General features: G+C 71.8%; 15 protein-coding genes and 1 tRNA gene. 10 read left to right on the forward strand and 6 right to left on the reverse strand.

All coding sequences use genetic code 11. The annotated features are described in order from the left end of the window. Positions 1-110: 110 nt before the first annotated feature. The 4 genes from ABZ910_RS20635 to ABZ910_RS20650 are packed head-to-tail and all read left to right on the forward strand — an operon-like array spanning position 111 to position 2,211. Entirely contained in the window at positions 111-500 is a 390-nt protein-coding gene (locus ABZ910_RS20635) for a hypothetical protein (protein WP_361366848.1), read from the forward strand. After that, entirely contained in the window at positions 497-1,267 is a 771-nt protein-coding gene (locus tag ABZ910_RS20640) for a transcriptional regulator (RefSeq protein WP_361366851.1), read from the forward strand. Before ABZ910_RS20635 ends, ABZ910_RS20640 begins: the two co-directional genes overlap by 4 nt. Before the next feature lie 31 nt (positions 1,268-1,298). Further along, complete coding sequence (locus tag ABZ910_RS20645) at positions 1,299-1,799, forward strand: roadblock/LC7 domain-containing protein (protein WP_361366854.1); 501 nt, start codon at positions 1,299-1,301, stop codon at positions 1,797-1,799. Between the two features lie 37 nt (positions 1,800-1,836). Beyond that, positions 1,837-2,211 carry a hypothetical protein gene (locus ABZ910_RS20650; protein ID WP_361366857.1) on the forward strand — a complete coding sequence of 125 codons (375 nt, stop codon included), beginning with the start codon at positions 1,837-1,839 and terminating at the stop codon, positions 2,209-2,211. Positions 2,212-2,267: 56 nt separating this feature from the next. Here ABZ910_RS20650 and ABZ910_RS20655 read toward each other — a convergent pair whose 3' ends face one another. The 3 genes from ABZ910_RS20655 to ABZ910_RS20665 all read right to left on the reverse strand — a co-directional run bounded on the left by ABZ910_RS20655 (position 2,268) and on the right by ABZ910_RS20665 (position 6,580). After that, positions 2,268-3,110: a MurR/RpiR family transcriptional regulator gene (locus ABZ910_RS20655; protein WP_361366860.1), complete on the reverse strand. Its 843-nt coding sequence runs from the start codon at positions 3,108-3,110 to the stop codon at positions 2,268-2,270. Beyond that, positions 3,107-4,615, reverse strand: coding sequence for an aromatic amino acid ammonia-lyase (locus ABZ910_RS20660; protein WP_361366862.1), 1,509 nt, complete (start codon positions 4,613-4,615; stop codon positions 3,107-3,109). The genes ABZ910_RS20655 and ABZ910_RS20660 overlap by 4 nt, the downstream gene beginning before the upstream one ends. A gap of 576 nt (positions 4,616-5,191) precedes the next feature. Next, positions 5,192-6,580 (reverse strand): cystathionine beta-synthase, encoded by a 1,389-nt coding sequence (locus ABZ910_RS20665; protein WP_361366865.1) that lies wholly within the window; start codon positions 6,578-6,580, stop codon positions 5,192-5,194. A gap of 162 nt (positions 6,581-6,742) precedes the next feature. Between ABZ910_RS20665 and ABZ910_RS20670 the strand changes: the two genes are divergently transcribed. From ABZ910_RS20670 to ABZ910_RS20680, 3 genes are all read left to right on the forward strand, one after another. Continuing rightward, the gene (locus tag ABZ910_RS20670; protein WP_361366868.1) at positions 6,743-7,774 is read left to right on the forward strand and encodes an SGNH/GDSL hydrolase family protein; all 1,032 of its coding nucleotides are present in this window, start codon (positions 6,743-6,745) and stop codon (positions 7,772-7,774) included. 157 nt (positions 7,775-7,931) lie between these two features. Continuing rightward, complete coding sequence (locus tag ABZ910_RS20675; protein WP_361366871.1) at positions 7,932-9,152, forward strand: acetyl-CoA C-acetyltransferase; 1,221 nt, start codon at positions 7,932-7,934, stop codon at positions 9,150-9,152. A gap of 308 nt (positions 9,153-9,460) precedes the next feature. Continuing rightward, entirely contained in the window at positions 9,461-10,276 is an 816-nt protein-coding gene (locus tag ABZ910_RS20680) for a hypothetical protein (RefSeq protein ID WP_361367079.1), read from the forward strand. Positions 10,277-10,342: 66 nt separating this feature from the next. Here the strand turns inward: ABZ910_RS20680 and ABZ910_RS20685 are convergent, their stop codons facing one another. Further along, entirely contained in the window at positions 10,343-10,654 is a 312-nt protein-coding gene (locus tag ABZ910_RS20685; protein ID WP_361366874.1) for a hypothetical protein, read from the reverse strand. A 101-nt stretch (positions 10,655-10,755) separates the two neighbouring features. On the opposite strand from ABZ910_RS20685, the gene ABZ910_RS20690 reads away from it, so the two are divergent. Next, positions 10,756-10,986 (forward strand): DUF4287 domain-containing protein, encoded by a 231-nt coding sequence (locus ABZ910_RS20690; protein ID WP_361366877.1) that lies wholly within the window; start codon positions 10,756-10,758, stop codon positions 10,984-10,986. A 75-nt stretch (positions 10,987-11,061) separates the two neighbouring features. On the opposite strand, the gene ABZ910_RS20695 is transcribed toward ABZ910_RS20690, so the two are convergent. Both ABZ910_RS20695 and ABZ910_RS20700 read right to left on the reverse strand, forming a co-directional pair. Then, positions 11,062-11,922, reverse strand: a complete 861-nt coding sequence (locus ABZ910_RS20695; protein WP_361366880.1) for a Bax inhibitor-1/YccA family protein — start codon at positions 11,920-11,922, stop codon at positions 11,062-11,064. A 211-nt stretch (positions 11,923-12,133) separates the two neighbouring features. Then, positions 12,134-12,216, reverse strand: a tRNA-Leu gene (locus tag ABZ910_RS20700). A gap of 412 nt (positions 12,217-12,628) precedes the next feature. On the opposite strand from ABZ910_RS20700, the gene ABZ910_RS20705 reads away from it, so the two are divergent. Next, entirely contained in the window at positions 12,629-13,399 is a 771-nt protein-coding gene (locus tag ABZ910_RS20705; RefSeq protein ID WP_361366882.1) for an ABC transporter ATP-binding protein, read from the forward strand. Positions 13,400-13,464: 65 nt separating this feature from the next. Continuing rightward, a complete protein-coding gene (locus tag ABZ910_RS20710; protein WP_361366884.1) occupies positions 13,465-15,993 on the forward strand; it encodes an FtsX-like permease family protein in 2,529 nt (842 codons plus the stop codon). Positions 15,994-16,014 lie beyond the last annotated feature (21 nt).

A 16,014-nucleotide genomic window follows, 5' to 3' on the forward strand; every position in this document is an offset into this window, starting at 1 on the left:
AGCCTCGCGTCGCATGTTCCACTGGAAATGCCAGAAGCCTCACTCCTCCTCCACACGTTGCGTAGTGTCGGCATCACTCAGCCGGCGTCACAGGTGGGAGGGGAACCGCGATGCCCGGAATCGACGAGTGCCTGCTGGAAGCGATGCGTCTACCCGGTGCCCGAGGTGCGGCGCTGGTCGACTGGACGAGCGGGCTGGCCCTGGGCACCGTCGGGGAAGCCCCGGGCGGTGATCACGAGACGACCGCGGCGGAGGCCGCCGAGCTGGCCCGGCTGGCGGCGGAGCACGGGGCGTTCGCGGCCGGGGACGCCGATGCCGGACGGCCGCCGGTCGAGGACCTGATCGTCAGCAACCAGGAGCGCTACCACCTGCTGCGGTTCGTGGTCACCCCCTTCGACAGCACCGTGTTCCTGCACCTGTGGCTGGCCCGCGAGGAGGGCAACCTCGCGCTCGCCCGCATCCGGCTCGGCGAGATGGCGGACCGGCTGGTGCTGGCATGACCGTGGTCGGGGCCTCTCCGCCGCTGCCCGTGCGGGACAAGTCCGGCGTACGGGCACGGGCCGAGGGCACCCTCTCGCCGATGCTGACCCGGCTCGCCGACGAACGGGCCACCGGCGTCCTCGTCCGTGAGCACGGCACCCTGCACCTCGCCGAGGGCCACGTGCTGCACGCCGAGAGTCCCCTGGCCCCCGGTCTCGACGTGCTCCTCGCGGCCCACGACGCGCTCACCCCTGCCGGCCCACTGCTCGACGCCGGCCTTCTGCCCACGGGCGCGCTGGAGTTGTGCCAGCTGGGCGCCCTGTACGACGCCGGGTACTTCGTCCTGGCGCCCAGCAGCACCCCGGGCCACTTCCGCTACGGCACCGTCCCCGGCCCGGCGCCCCTGCGCCCGGTACCGGTCACCGCCCTGGAACGGGAGACGCTCCGCCGCCGGGCTCTCCTGCACCGCATCTGGCCGGACCCCGCCATCGACAGCGCGCCGCTGATCCGGGCCGACCCCGCGGCGGCCCCGCCGGTCACCTGGCGCCGGCGAGCGGTGCTGGAGCGGGTGGACGGCGTCCGCACCGCGCCGGACATCGCGCGGGAACTGGGCAGGAAGGCGTTCCACACGCTGGTGGACCTACGCCGGCTGGCGGCGGCGGGGTTCGTGGCACCGGGCACGCCGGTGCCGGGACCGGCGCCACCGGCGCCCCCGTCCCTCCTCCAGGTCACCGACCCCGACATCGCGCTGCTGAAGAGGCTCAGAGATGCGCTGGAGGCCCTTTGAACGGAACCGACTCGCCGAGAGGAGAGACCTGATGGCGGCGGAGCCCGAGATGGACGCCATCCTGGACGAGCTGCGCCGGCTGCGCAGCCGCGTCCCGCAGCTCACCGGCGCTCTGGCGGCCGGCGTCGACGGACTCGTCGTCGCCCATGACGCCCCGGGCGTCGACCCCGACGGTCTGGCGGCGCTCACGGCGGCCGCGCTCGGCATCGCCGTGCGCGTCGCGGACGCCACCGGACAGGGCGACTTCCGTGAGCTGCTGGTCCGCGGCACGGACGGTTACGTCGCCACGTACGCGGCCGGCCATGCCGCCGTGCTGACACTGCTGGCCCAGGACCGGGTCAACGTCGGCCGGCTGCACCTGGAGGGCCGCAGGGCCGGCGCCCGGATCGGCGAGCTGGTCGACGCCGCCGAGGCCGCCGCCAGGAAGCCCGCGAAACCGGGAACGGCGGCCAAGCCCGCCAACGCCCGCACCCGAGTCACCCGCGCAGCGCGCACCAACGTCGCCAACACGCGCACCGCAACCGACAGTTGAGAAGCACCGAAGAACACGAAGGAAAAGGGGCAGCACCATGGCCAACACCGAGACCTCGCTGAAAGAGGCCCTCACCTCCATCGAGGGCGCCACCGGCGTCGCGCTCGTCGACTACACCACCGGCATGGCGCTGGGCACGATGGGCGGCAGCAAGAGCTTCGACCTCAACGTGGCCGCCGCCGGCAACACCGACGTGATCCGGGCGAAGATGCGCACCATGGAACACCTCGGCCTGAAGGGTGAGATCGAGGACATCCTCATCACGCTCTCCGACCAGTACCACCTGATCCGGCTGCTCAAGGGCCGCAGCGGCAACGGCCTGTTCCTCTACCTGGTCCTCGACTCGAGCCGCGCCAACCTGGCGATGGCCCGGCACCAGCTGAAGAAGGTCGAGGAGGAACTGGAGGTCTGACGTCTGCCGGCGTCGCGGTACGGCGGCGGCTCCACCCGGGGCCGCCGCCGTACCGGTCAGTCCACGAACAGTCCCCGGGCCGCCGCCGCGGCGTCGAACTCCTCCAGGCGCACCTGGGCGTCCGGCAGGTCGTCGCACATGGCCTCCAGCAGGACGCGTCCCAGCAGCATCGGCGCGCACGCCGTGTCGAAGGCGAGTCCCGTGCCGACGGCGGCGGGCAGCAGCAGCTCGGACACCTTGGCGACGGGCGCGAACGGCGAGTCGGCGACCGTGACCACGGACAGACCGGCCTCCTTGGCGTACGCCAGGGAGTCGACGACCTCGCGCGGATGCCGGGGCAGCGCGAAGCACAGCAGCGCCGAGGCGCCCGCCCGTACGGCGGCGTCGATGCGGTCGTGGAGCATCGTGCCGCCCTCGTTGAGCAGCCGGACATCGGGGTGGACCTTGGCCGCGAAGTACGCGAAGCCGTGCGCCTGGGCGGCCGCGGCCCGCAGGCCCAGCACGGGCAGGGGGCGGGAGGCGGCCAGCACGCGGCCGGCCTTCTGCACCGGGCGCGGGTCGGCCAGCAGCTCGGCCAGGTGCCGCAGGTTCTCGATCTCGGCCTCGACGGCCTGCTGGTACTCGTTGTACGACGTCGAGTCCGCGGCCGGTTCGGCGGGCACGACCTCGCGCAGGTGCTTGCGCAGGGCCGGGTAGCCGTCGAAGCCCAGGGCGACGGCGAAGCGGGTCACGGAGGGCTGGCTGACGCCGGCCAGTTCGGCCAGCTCCACGCTGGACAGGAACGGCACGTCGGCGGCGCGCCGCACCATGCTGTGCGCGATGCGCCGCTGGGTCGGCGTGAGCCGGTGCCCCTCGAAGAGCGCCTGCAGCCGGGTGGCCGGGCTGTCGGTCACGCTCATGGCGTGCTCCCCCTCCAGATGTCCGTGAACCGGTCGAGCGTCGCGGCCGCGGCCGTCACGTCGTCCGTGAGCGGCCGGTCGGCCGCGTCCTCGTCGAGCACCGACTCGGCGAGCGCCAGCGCCCGCCCGACCGGCAGCTCCGGGTCGGGCCGCAGGCCGCGCTGGCGCAACGCCCGTACGGCGGCGACGAGTTCGCAGCCGACCACCAGACGGAACGCGTCGCACGCGCGCAGCGTCTGCCGGGCCGCGAGCGAGGCGAAGCTGGCCTGCTCCTCGACGCCCCGGGAGAGTACAGCGTGGCCGAGCGACGCGGGCGCGGCGAAGGCCCGCAGGTCGCCGAGGGCGGCTGCGGCGGCGTACTCCAGGATCATCACGCCGGAGGAGGCGGGCTCGTGGTCGGCGAGGAAGGGGCGCAGGCGGGTGTAGGCGGGCTCGTTGAGGGTGGACAGACGGGAGGTCGACAGCCGGGCCACCTGCATCACCGACAGCCGGAAGTGGTCCAGGGCGAGGGCGAGTTGGGCCTGGTAGAAGCCGCCGTGGTGGTAGGCGGCCAGGTCTTCGGAGGAGATGAGGGGGTTCTCGGCCGCCGCGTTGATCTCCACCGTGAGGACCGTGTCCAGCGCGTCGGCCGCGTCGTGCGCGGGACCGTGTATCTGGGGCAGACAGCGGAAGCCGTACGGGTCCTGGAGCCGGCCCAGCGGTGGCGTCGGCCGGTCCGCGGCCCCGATCAACTCCCGCATGCGTCGGGCCACTTCGGTGCTTCCGCGGTGCGGGCGGGCGGCGTGCACGGGGGCCGCGTACGCCTCGTGCGAGCCGTCGACGGCCAGCAGGGACAGCGCGGCGACCACCTGGGTGGCGCCGATGAGCCCGCGCAGCTCGTGCAGGGCGAGCGCGGACTGCCCGAGGGTGAGGGCGTTGCTGCTGATCAGGGCGAGGGCGTCGTTGTTGTCGAGGGGCTGGGGCTCGGGGGCGCCGGCGCCCCGCCAGGGGTGCTCGCCCGCGAGGGCGAGGCCCACCTGGGCCAGGGCCGCGATGTCGCCGGTGCCGACGGAGCCGAACTCGTTGACGACGGGATACGCGCCCGTCTCCAGCGCGTCGCACAGGGCGGTGATCACGCTGGGCCGCAGGCCGGCGCCCCCGGCGAGCAGCTGGTTGGCGCGGACGGCGAGCGTCGCGCGCACCTGCCGGGCCGGGAGCTCGCGGCCGATGGCGCCGGAGTGGCTGCGCAGCAGGCGCAGGCCGTGTCCGGCGGCGGCCTCGGTGGGCACGTCCTCGCTGCGGTTGGCGCCGACGCCGGTCGAGCGGCCGTAGACCCGTCCGGTGGCCGCGATCCGCCGGGCGGCGTTCCAGGAGTCCTCGGCCCGTCGCATCGCGTCGGTGCCGGGGACCGGCCGCGCGACCCCGTCGGCGAGCCGTACAACGTCCTCGACGCCGAAGCCGACTCCGTCGAGGATCACCAGACCGGCGTGCGCCGCATCCGGTGTGGCCACGGTGCGGGACAGCATGGGCCCCCAGCTCCTCTCGGTTCCGCTCGATCCCCTGGGCGAGTCGATCCTCTCGGCGAGTTATTCACTCTGCAAGAACTCTGCATGACGTTATACAGCCGGGCAAGCGGCATGCGTGCGGCGCGGTGCGGTGGGAAAGGGGCTGTCCGAGCAACCGTCTCCTCGAGAGCGGCGCCGGTTCAGGCGCAAAAAAACCGCGGGGACCGCCACACCCCCGTTGCCGGGGGTGCGGGACGACGGCGGTCCCCGCGGGACGCGGGCCGGGGTCAGGGCCGGGCCTTCGCGTCCAGGGCGTCCGTGGAGTTCCGGGAGCCGCTCCGGAGGTCCTTGACGCCGCTGGTGCCGGCCGGGGCGGGTGCCTCCCCCCAGCGCTCAAGTCTGAGAGGTACCTCGCCGCCCTGCCGACACCCCCTACGGTGCCGGACCCGTGTTAAGCGGGTGCTGCGCGCACGTGACACCCGCGTACCACTTGCGCGAAGTCCGCGCCCCGGCCCGAACGCGAACCGCCCGCGCCGGCAGCGGGACCGCAAGTCCCCTGCCGGCGCGGGCGGTTACCGGTTGCGCCGCGCTGCCCTGCTACTTGCTGCCCTTGGCGAGGAAGGCCAGCAGGTCCTGGCGGCTGACGACGCCCTTGGGCTTGCCCTCGACCAGGACGATCGCCGCGTCCGCCTCGCCCAGCACGGACATCAGGTCCGCGACCGCCTCGCCGGAGCCGACCTGCGGCAGCGGGGCGCCCATGTGCTTCTCCAGCGGGTCCTCCAGCGAGGCCCGCTTGCTGAACAGGGCGTCGAGGAGCTCGCGCTCCACGACCGAGCCGACGACCTCGGCGGCCATCACGTCGGGGTGGCCGGCGCCGGGCTTCACGACCGGCATCTGCGAGACGCCGTACTCGCGCAGCACCTCGATCGCCTGGCCGACGGTCTCGTCGGGGTGCATGTGGACGAGGGACGGGATGGAGCCGCCCTCCTTGTCGGAGAGGACCTCGCCGACGCGGGCGCTGGTGCCCTCGCCCTCCAGGAAGCCGTAGTCGGCCATCCACTCGTCGTTGAAGATCTTGGTCAGGTAGCCGCGGCCGCTGTCGGGCAGCAGCACCACCACGACGTCGTCCGGGCCGAGCCGCTCCGCGGCGCGCAGCGCGGCGACGACGGCCATGCCGCAGGAGCCGCCGACCAGGAGGCCCTCCTCCTTGGCGAGACGGCGCGTCATCTGGAAGGCGTCCTTGTCGGACACGGCGATGATCTCGTCGACGAGCGAGCCGTCGTACGCCGTCGGCCAGAAGTCCTCACCGACGCCCTCGACGAGGTACGGCCGGCCGGAACCGCCCGAGTAGACCGAGCCCTCGGGATCGGCGCCGATGACCTTGACCTGGCCGTCGCTGGCTTCCTTCAGGTAGCGGCCGGTGCCGGAGATGGTGCCGCCGGTGCCCACGCCCGCCACGAAGTGGGTGAGCTTCCCCTCCGTCTGCTCCCACAGCTCGGGGCCGGTCGAGTGATAGTGCGAGAGAGGGTTGTTGGGGTTGGAGTACTGGTCCGGCTTCCAGGCGCCGGGCGTCTCGCGCACCAGGCGGTCGGAGACGTTGTAGTACGAGTCCGGGTGCTCAGGCGCCACGGCGGTCGGGCACACGACGACCTCGGCGCCGTAGGCCCGCAGCACGTTGATCTTGTCGGTGCTCACCTTGTCGGGGCACACGAAGATGCACTTGTAGCCCTTCTGCTGGGCCACGATCGCAAGGCCCACACCGGTGTTTCCGCTGGTCGGCTCGACGATGGTGCCACCCGGCTTGAGCTCTCCGCTCTCCTCGGCGGCCTCGATCATGCGCAGGGCGATGCGGTCCTTCACGGAACCGCCCGGGTTGAAGTACTCCACCTTGGCCAGGACGGTGGCCTGGATGCCCTTGGTCACGTTGTTGAGCCTCACCAGCGGGGTGTTGCCGACGAGGCTGATCATCGAGTCGTGGAATTGCACCGTTGTCTCCGGTTGCTTGCAAAAAAGAGTGGTCCTACTGGTTCAGCCAGCCTAAGGCCACGGACCACGTGGAAGACGCCGCTTCACTCCTCGTCGAGATTGGGCGACGGGCTGTACGGGGCAAGGAGTGGATGTACGGCTACGAGGAGGTGGCGGCGACGTATGACGAGCATGTCGAGGGCGAGAGTGGCCCGGCGGATCGCGGCCGGTGCGGCGTACGGCGGCGGCGGGGTCGGGCTGGTCGGCGCGGCGGCCGCCGGGCTGCTGCTGGCGGAGATGCACCTGGCCAGGCGTCACGTGGGCAACGGCACAAGCGGCCGCGTCCCGTCGGCGGACGGACTGTACGGCGACGAGTACGAAACCCACGGTGAATCGCCCCTGCTGCTGACGCTGCTCGGCGACTCCACGGCCGCCGGCCAGGGTGTGCACCGCGCGGGCCAGACGCCGGGCGCACTGCTGGCGGCGGGCCTCGCGGCGGTGGCCGAACACCCGGTGTCCCTCCGCAACGTCGCCCTCCCCGGGGCGCAGTCCGACGACCTGGACCGCCAGGTGGCCCTGGTGCTCGCCGCGCCCCACCCCGTACCGGACGTCTGCGTGATCATGATCGGCGCCAACGACGTGACGCATCGCATGCCGCCGACGCGCTCGGTACGGCACCTGTCGTCGGCGGTGCGCCGGCTGCGCACGGCCGGCGCCGAGGTCGTCGTCGGCACGTGTCCCGACCTGGGCACGATCGAGCCGGTCCAGCAGCCGCTGCGCTGGCTGGCCCGCCGGGCCTCCCGGCAGCTGGCCGCGGCCCAGACGATCGGGGTGGTGGAGCAGGGCGGCCGCACGGTGTCGCTCGGCGATCTGCTGGGCCCCGAGTTCGCGGCGAACCCGCGCGAGCTGTTCGGCCCAGACAACTACCACCCCTCCGCCGAGGGCTACGCCACGGCGGCGATGGCGGTCCTGCCGACCGTCTGTGCCGCCCTGGGCCTGTGGCCGGCGGAGGAGGAGCGCCCCGACGCCTCGCGGCGCGAGGGCTTCCTGCCGGTGGCCCGGGCGGCGGCCGAGGCCGCCTCCGAGGCGGGCACGGAGGTCACCGCGGCGATGCCGACCGGACCGCGGGGACCGTGGGCCCTGCTGAAGCGGCGCAGGCGGCGCAGGGTGAGCGAGACGGAGCCGACGTCGGCGCCGTCCACGCAGCACTCCTAACGGCACCACGGCAGACGTCGTAGCAACCCTCAACGACAAAGCAAGCGCTTAGAAAATTGCGGTCAGGGTCACACCGCGACAGCAGTGACCCGGACCATACGTGGAGGTAACTTCCCAACCAGCCCTGCCCACTTCGCATGTATGCCATGGAGCCGTGATGCCCGAAGCCGTCATCGTCTCGACCGCCCGCTCCCCCATAGGCCGCGCCTTCAAGGGCTCCCTCAAGGACCTGCGCCCGGACGACCTCACCGCCACGATCATCCAGGCGGCGCTCGCCAAGGTCCCCGAGCTGGACCCCAGGGACATCGACGACCTGATGCTCGGCTGCGGCCTGCCCGGCGGCGAGCAGGGCAACAACCTCGGCCGGATCGTCGCCGTGCAGATGGGCATGGACCACCTGCCGGGCTGCACGATCACCCGCTACTGCTCCTCGTCGCTCCAGACGAGCCGCATGGCCCTGCACGCCATCAAGGCCGGCGAGGGCGACGTGTTCATCTCGGCCGGTGTCGAGACGGTCTCCCGGTTCGTCAAGGGCAACTCCGACAGCCTCCCGGACACGCGCAACCCCTTCTTCGCCGAGGCCGAGGCCCGCACCGCCGCCGTCGCGGAGCAGGAGGGCACGACCTGGCACGACCCGCGCGAGGACGGCCTCGTGCCGGACGCCTACATCGCGATGGGCCAGACCGCCGAGAACCTGGCCCGCTGGAAGGGCGTCACCCGGCAGGACATGGACGAGTTCGGCGTCCGCTCGCAGAACCTCGCCGAGGAAGCCATCAAGAACGGCTTCTGGGAGCGCGAGATCACCCCGGTGACCCTCCCCGACGGCACGGTCGTCAGCAAGGACGACGGCCCGCGCGCGGGCGTCACCCTGGAGGGCGTCTCCGGCCTCAAGCCGGTCTTCCGCCCGGACGGACTCGTCACCGCCGGTAACTGCTGCCCGCTGAACGACGGCGCCGCCGCGGTCGTCGTCATGTCCGACACCAAGGCCCGCGAGCTCGGCCTCACCCCGCTCGCCCGCATCGTGTCGACCGGCGTCTCCGGTCTGTCCCCCGAGATCATGGGCCTCGGCCCGGTCGAGGCCTCCCAGCAGGCACTGCGCCGTGCCGGGCTGAGCATCGACGACATCGACCTGGTCGAGATCAACGAGGCGTTCGCCGCCCAGGTGATCCCCTCCTACCGCGACCTCGGCATCGACCTCGACAAGCTGAACGTCAACGGCGGCGCCATCGCCGTCGGCCACCCCTTCGGCATGACCGGCGCCCGCATCACCGGCACGCTCATCAACTCGCTCCAGTTCCACGACAAGCAGTTCGGTCTGGAGACGATGTGCGTCGGCGGCGGCCAGGGCATGGCGATGGTCATCGAGCGCCTCAGCTGAGACCGCGCGCCCCACACCGCACGGCGGTCGCCGTACGGTGACCGTCGCGGGACCCACCGTGACGCTTCGGCCCGGTGTTCGGGATTTCCCGAACACCGGGCCGATTTGTGATCCAATCTCACCCAGGATGTGACCTATCTCCCCCGTGGGGGTATCGACGCAGGTCAGAAGAGCAGAGGGGCGCTCCTCGGAGTCAGCTCTCTGTCCGTTTCGTGACGTTACGCACTGACAGCTGGTTAGTCCGCCCTTCAAGCTGATGTAGGAAGTCGGGGGTCGACTTTGAACCAGGGAGTTCGTACGTGAGCGTCATGCCCATCGCCCTGCTGCTCACCACGCTCGCCACGGGTGCCGTGGGCGTCGCCGTCCTGCGCACTGTTCTGGTGCTGCGCCGCCAGGTCGCGGCCCTGCACGCCCAGCTCGCCGAGAGCGCCGCGAGCCACGCCGCCACGCGCGCGCTGCTGCCCGCCGCCCGCTCCGCGGCCGACACCGAGGAGATACGCGCGGCCGTGGCCGAGGCGCTCGCCGAGGAACGGGAGCGGGAGCTCGCCGAGGCACGCGCGTTCTGGGCCGCCCAGGAGGCGCGGGACACCGACGCCCCCTCGCTGCTGGGCCTGCCCGACAGCGAGCTCTTCCTGCCCCGGCAGGCCGACTTCGCGGGCCTCGAACCGCTGGAGCCGGTGACCGAGCCGGCCCCGGACGCCGACGACCTCTCCCCCAAGGACCTTCCCCAGGGCGGCGGGTCCACCGAGTCGGCGGAGCTGGCCGCGGCCCGGCGCCGTCACCCCTCGCACCCGGACTTCGTACCCGTGCAGTCGCCGGTCGTGAACGACCACGAGCGCATGGTCTCCACCCTGGAGCAGCTGGCCCACGAGCGCGTCGAACTGACCGACGTCCGCCCGGGCCCGCTCGGCACCCTCGACGTCTATGTCTTCGCCGACGGTACGACCCTGTGCATGACGCCGGGGCACCGCGAGACCGCGGAGCGCCTGGCCGCGGCCCTGCGCACGGGGGAGAGCCCCTACCTGATGGGCGGCTCGGGCGTCTCCGGCGCGTACACGCTGACGTTCGCGTGCGGCGAGGAGAGCGTCTACATCCTGGCCGACCGCGTCATCGCGTCCCTCTGAGCGTCATCGCGTCCCGTTGAGGGGCGCGGGCAAGGGGCGCGGGCCACGACACTCCGGAGCGCGCGTTCACACCCCCGCGCGCTTCCGTGCCTCCTCCACCAACCGCACCGCTTCCTCGACTTCGGCGTCGGTCGTCAGCACGACCGCCAAGTCGTGTCCGGCGACGGTGATCTGATCGGCCGCCGCGAACATGCCCGCGTCGGGCATCTCCCGCGGCTCCCCGCCGGGGTCCTCGATCCGCTGGGCGCGCAGGGACAGTTCCCTGGCCAGCCGCAGGGCCTCGGCCGCGGCACCTCGTTGCAGCCGGCTCTGCGGCGCCGCCCGCAACCGGTCGGCGAAGTGATCCACTGCTCGGGCCAAGGGCGTCGTATCAACCACGCCGTGAGGGTACGCGGCGCACCAGCACTGTTGCCAACACGCCAACGCTGAGGCACGGTGACGTGAAGGACCGGCTTCATCGAACGCGTCCGGAGGCGCCGATGTCCCAAGTCTTCTCCGAGGAGACCCATCGCAATCTGCTCGCCCGCATCCCCCACTGCACCGGTCGTGAGATCTCCGACTGGCTGCGCACCGTCGAGGAAGGCCCCGCCCTCTTCCGCTTCGAGGAGAAGGTCAGCTGGCTCCGCCACGAGTACGACCTCGCGTACGGCCATGCCAAGGCGATCGTCCACGAGTACGACCTGAGGAGGGCCGCGCGCAAACTGCGCTAGCCGCGCGCACCACCGTGACGGCGAAGGGCCCCGGGTCGACGACCCGGGGCCCCTCCTTCGACTGCCGCCGAACGGCTAGTCGTTGTTGCTGAAGATCGCCACCAGCCGCAGCATCTCGACGTAGATCCACACCAGCGTCATGGTGAGGCCGAACGCCGCGAGCCAGGCCTCGTCGCGCGGGGCGCCGTAGGCGATGCCGTCCTCGATCTGCTTGAAGTCGAGCGTCAGGAAGAACGCACCGATCAGGATCGCGATGATGCCCACGATCGCGCCGAGCGGACCCATGCTGCGCAGACCGCCGCCCTCGGCGACGCCGAACACGACGAGCAGCAGGTTGACCGCCATGACGAGCACGAAGGCCAGGGCGATGGCCATGCCGACGCGGGCGTAGCGCGCGGTGACGCGGATCCAGCCCGCCTTGTAGACGAGCAGGGTCGCGGCCGTGACCGCCATGGTGCCGAGCACCGCCTGGAAGGGGGCTCCGTTCCACGCGGAGTTGTACATCTCGCTGATGACGCCGAGGAAGATGCCCTCGAACGCGGCGTAGCCCAGGATCAGCGCGGGCGACGGGGTGCGCTTGAAGCTCTGGATGACGGCCAGGACCAGCGCGACCAGGGCGGCGCCGACCGCCAGGCCGTAGCTGCCGGGCGACACCGGAAGCAGCGCCCAGGCGAGGACCGCGCCGAGGACGACGACACCGAGCGTGGTGGCCGAGCGGACGACGACGTCGTCCATCGTCATCCGGCCGGTGCCGGCCGGGGCCTGCGGCGGCGCGCCGTACTGCTGGTCCTGCTGGGCGTAGGGGTTGGTCGCGTACGGGTTCTGCGCGTACGGGTTGCCCTGTGCGTACCCGGCCTGCGGCGCGGTGCCGAAGCCCGCGTAGCCGTTGTCGCGGCTGAACCCCCGTCGCGAGAAGACCGGGTTGCTGCTCCTCATGTCGCTCCTCCATGGCCGCCGTGCGCGGCCTTGGCTCCAGAGTAATGGACTGGCAAAGGATCGACCCTCGTGCCTCGGGAGGATCTTTCCCTGACCTTGCTGCGCAACACGCTACGCGGACGCCTGATTCCCGGCCATGGCCCGAACCACAGGGCTCAGAGGTGAAGGAGGAGACAAGGGAGGGCGAACGGGGGAATCTGGCGCGAGAAGGTGCCCGGAACCGGACTTGAACCGGTACGCCCGCGAGGGGCAGCGAGGTTTAAGCTCGCCGTGTCTGCATTCCACCACCCGGGCAGGCCATGGGCTCCGCTGTCAGAGGCTCCGAGCCTATCGGGATGCATCCCTCGAACAGCCGCCGAGCGGACCGATGTTGTCTTATTTTATTGACGTCTGAGGGAGCATCAGCCCATGGTATGGGCCATCCGCACTTGCCAGTAGCGTTGCGTGCGGAGGGCGCCCGCGTACGCGGAATGACGGAATTTCACCGCCCGAAGAAGGGGGCTCCCCCTGTTCTCGGCGGCCGGTCCCGCCCCGGCACCCCGCGGCGGCCTCCGGGTCGGCCGTCATACCCAGGTAGGAGACGGCGCCGTACGGTCAGCCCGCAGTCGGCCCCCGGAACCGGAACAGCGGTTGACGCCGCGGCAGCGGGCGGTTGCGAGGATGGACAAGTCCCCCGACGCCGTCGTCCGACAGGAGCACCCTTCCCGTGACCACCACCCCCCTCGCCGACAAAGCCACCGCCGTGGCCGCGCGCGCCACGGAGCTGTCCAAGATCTACGGACAGGGTGAGACCCAGGTGGTCGCCCTCGACCGGGTCTCGGTGGACTTCCGGCAGGCCGAGTTCACCGCGATCATGGGGCCGTCCGGCTCAGGCAAGTCCACCCTGATGCACTGTGTGGCGGGCCTCGACACCTTCTCCTCCGGGTCCGTGCGGATCGGCGGGACCGAGCTGGGCTCGCTGAAGGACAAGCAGCTGACCAGGCTGCGCCGGGACAAGGTCGGGTTCATCTTCCAGGCCTTCAACCTGCTGCCGACCCTGACGGCCCTGGAGAACATCACCCTCCCCATGGACATCGCCGGCCGCAAGCCCGACAGGGAGTGGCTGGAGAAGGTGATCGGGATGGTGGGCCTGTCGGACCGGCTGAGCCACCGGCCCTCGCAGCTCTCCGGCGGCCAGCAGCAGCGCGTGGCCGTCGCCCGCGCCCTGGCCTCCAGGCCCGACATCGTCTTCGGCGACGAGCCGACCGGCAACCTCGACTCGCGCTCCGGCGCCGAGGTGCTCGGTTTCCTGCGCAACTCCGTGCGAGAGCTGGGGCAGACGGTCGTGATGGTGACCCACGACCCGGTGGCCGCGGCCTACGCGGACCGCGTGGTGTTCCTGGCGGACGGACGGATCGTCGACGAAGTGCAGGAGCCGACGGCCGAGTCCGTACTCGACCGCATGAAGCAGTTCGACGCCAAGGGCCGCACCAGCTGACGCCCCGTCCCTTCGAACACCGGCTGACTCCCCCTTCGACTCGTAGCTCTGGACTGAGAAAACCCATGTTCCGCACTGCCTTGCGCAACGTACTCGCGCACAAGGCCCGGCTCCTCATGACCGTGCTCGCCGTGATGCTCGGCGTCGCGTTCGTGTCGGGGACCCTGGTCTTCACCGACACCATCTCCGACGCCTACCGCAAGAGCTCCGCCAAGGGCTTCGACCGGGTCGACGTCGCCGTGACCCCCAAGTCCCGGGAGAGCGGGGGCAACACCGTCGGCAGGCCCGCCGCACTGACCCGCGCTCAGCTCGACGCGAGCGCGAAGGCCCCCGGGGCCGCCTCCGCGATCGGTGTGGTCGACGGCTTCACCGCCATCGCCGACAAGCACGGCCGACTGATCGGCGGCGGCTGGCAGTCCCGGGGCGGGAACTACTGGGGCGCCGACGACCCCCGGTACCCGCTGAAGGACGGCACGGCCCCGCACGGCGCACACCAGGTCGCCATCGACGCCAAGACCGCCGAGCGCGCCGGATACAAGGTCGGCGACACCGTGCGCGTCTCCGTCGACGGCCCCGTCCTGACGCCGACGGTCACCGGCATCTTCACCACGGACGACGGCAACGTGGCCGCGGGCGGCAGCCTCGCCCTGTTCGACACGGCGACCGCCCAGCGGATGTTCGGCAAGCAGGGCACGTACGACGAGATCGACGTGACGGCGAAGCCGGGCACCGGCCAGGACGCGCTGAAGGCGGCGCTGGACAAGGCGCTGCCGGCCCAGCAGGTGAAGACCACCACGGGCCGCAAGCTCGCCGACGACCAGGCCGAGCAGATCGCCGACGGCATGAGCGGCCTGCGCCAGGCCCTGCTGGTCTTCGCCGGCATCGCCCTCTTCGTCGGCACGTTCATCATCGCCAACACCTTCACCATGCTGGTCGCCCAGCGCACCAGAGAGCTGGCCCTGCTGCGGGCCGTCGGCGCCTCCCGGTGGCAGGTCACCCGCTCGGTGCTCGTCGAGGCGTTCGTGGTCGGCTCGGTCGCCGGTGTGACCGGCCTGGCCGCCGGCGTAGGCATCGGCGCCGGGCTGCGCTCGCTGATGGGCTCGCTCGGCGCGAGCGTGCCCGACGGACCGCTGATCGTCGCGCCGTCCACGGTGGCGGCCGCCCTCGCGGTCGGCGTCGTCATCACCATGCTGGCGGCATGGCTGCCGGGCCGCCGGGCCGCGAAGATCCCGCCGGTCGCGGCGATGAGCAGCCTGCACGCCCAGGCCACCGCCAAGTCACTGGTGCTGCGCAACACGCTCGGCGCCCTGTTCTCGGCCGCCGGTGTCGCCGTGATCCTGGCGGCCACCAGGATGGACGGCTCCGACGGCCAGGCCCCGATGGGCCTCGGCGCCGTCCTGCTGATCATCGGCGTGTTCATCCTGACGCCGCTGCTGTCCCGCCCGCTGATCGCGGCCGTCGCCCCGCTGCTGCGCGTGTTCGGCGTCTCGGGCAAGCTGGCCCGCCAGAACGCCGTCCGCAACCCGCGCCGTACGGCCGCCACGGCCTCGGCGCTGATGATCGGCCTGACCCTGATCACCGGCATGACGGTGATGGCGGGCAGCCTGCAGACGTCGATCGACAGGATGGCGAGCGCGTCGATCCGCGCGGACTACGTGGTGTCGATGGCGAACGGCCGCCCGCTCTCCCCGGACGTCGACAGGTTGCTCGCCGCCACCGACGGCGTCACCGCGACCAGCCCGCTGCGCAACGCGCCCGCCCGGATCGACGGCCGGCCCGAGTACCTGACCGGCGTCGACGGCCGGGCGATCGGCAGCCTCACCGACCTGACGGTCGCCGCCGGCTCCTTCGAGGTGGGCGGCACCAAGGTCGTCGTCGACGACGACACCGCCAAGTCCCGTCACTGGAAGCCCGGTTCTGACTTCACCGTCCACTACGAGGACGGCAGGGCGCAGCAGTTGACGGTCGCCGGGGTCTACCGCGGCAACCAGATGCTCAAGGGGATCATGCTCGACGACGCGACCCTGGCCCCGCACCAGTCGGTCCCGGCCGACATGCGGGTCATGGTCAAGACGGCCGGCGGTGTCTCGGGCGCGAACAAGGACCGGCTGGAGAAGGCCCTCGGCTCCAACCCGGCGATCAAGGTCCAGGACAAGAAGGACCTGTCCGATTCCATCGCGCAGATGTTCACGCTGATCCTGAACATGGTCTACGGCCTGCTCGCGATGGCGGTGGTCGTCGCGGTCCTCGGCGTCATCAACACCCTGGCCATGTCGGTCTTCGAACGCTCGCAGGAGATCGGCATGCTGCGCGCGATCGGCCTGGAGCGCCGGGCCGTCAAGCGGATGGTGCGCCTGGAGTCCCTGGTCATCTCCCTCTTCGGCGGCGTGCTGGGCATCGGCCTGGGCGTGTTCTTCGGCTGGGCGGCCGGCGAGCTGCTCGGCACGAAGATGCCGACGTACGAGCTGGTCCTGCCGTGGGACCGGATGGCACTCTTCCTGCTGCTGGCGGGCGCGGTCGGCGTCCTGGCCGCCCTGTGGCCGGCCCGGCGGGCAGCACGCCTGAACATGCTGGCGGCGATCAAGTCCGAGTAGCCGCAGCGCACGTACGGCACG

The organism is Streptomyces sp. NPDC046805 (assembly GCF_040645355.1).
Lineage (GTDB): Bacteria > Actinomycetota > Actinomycetes > Streptomycetales > Streptomycetaceae > Streptomyces.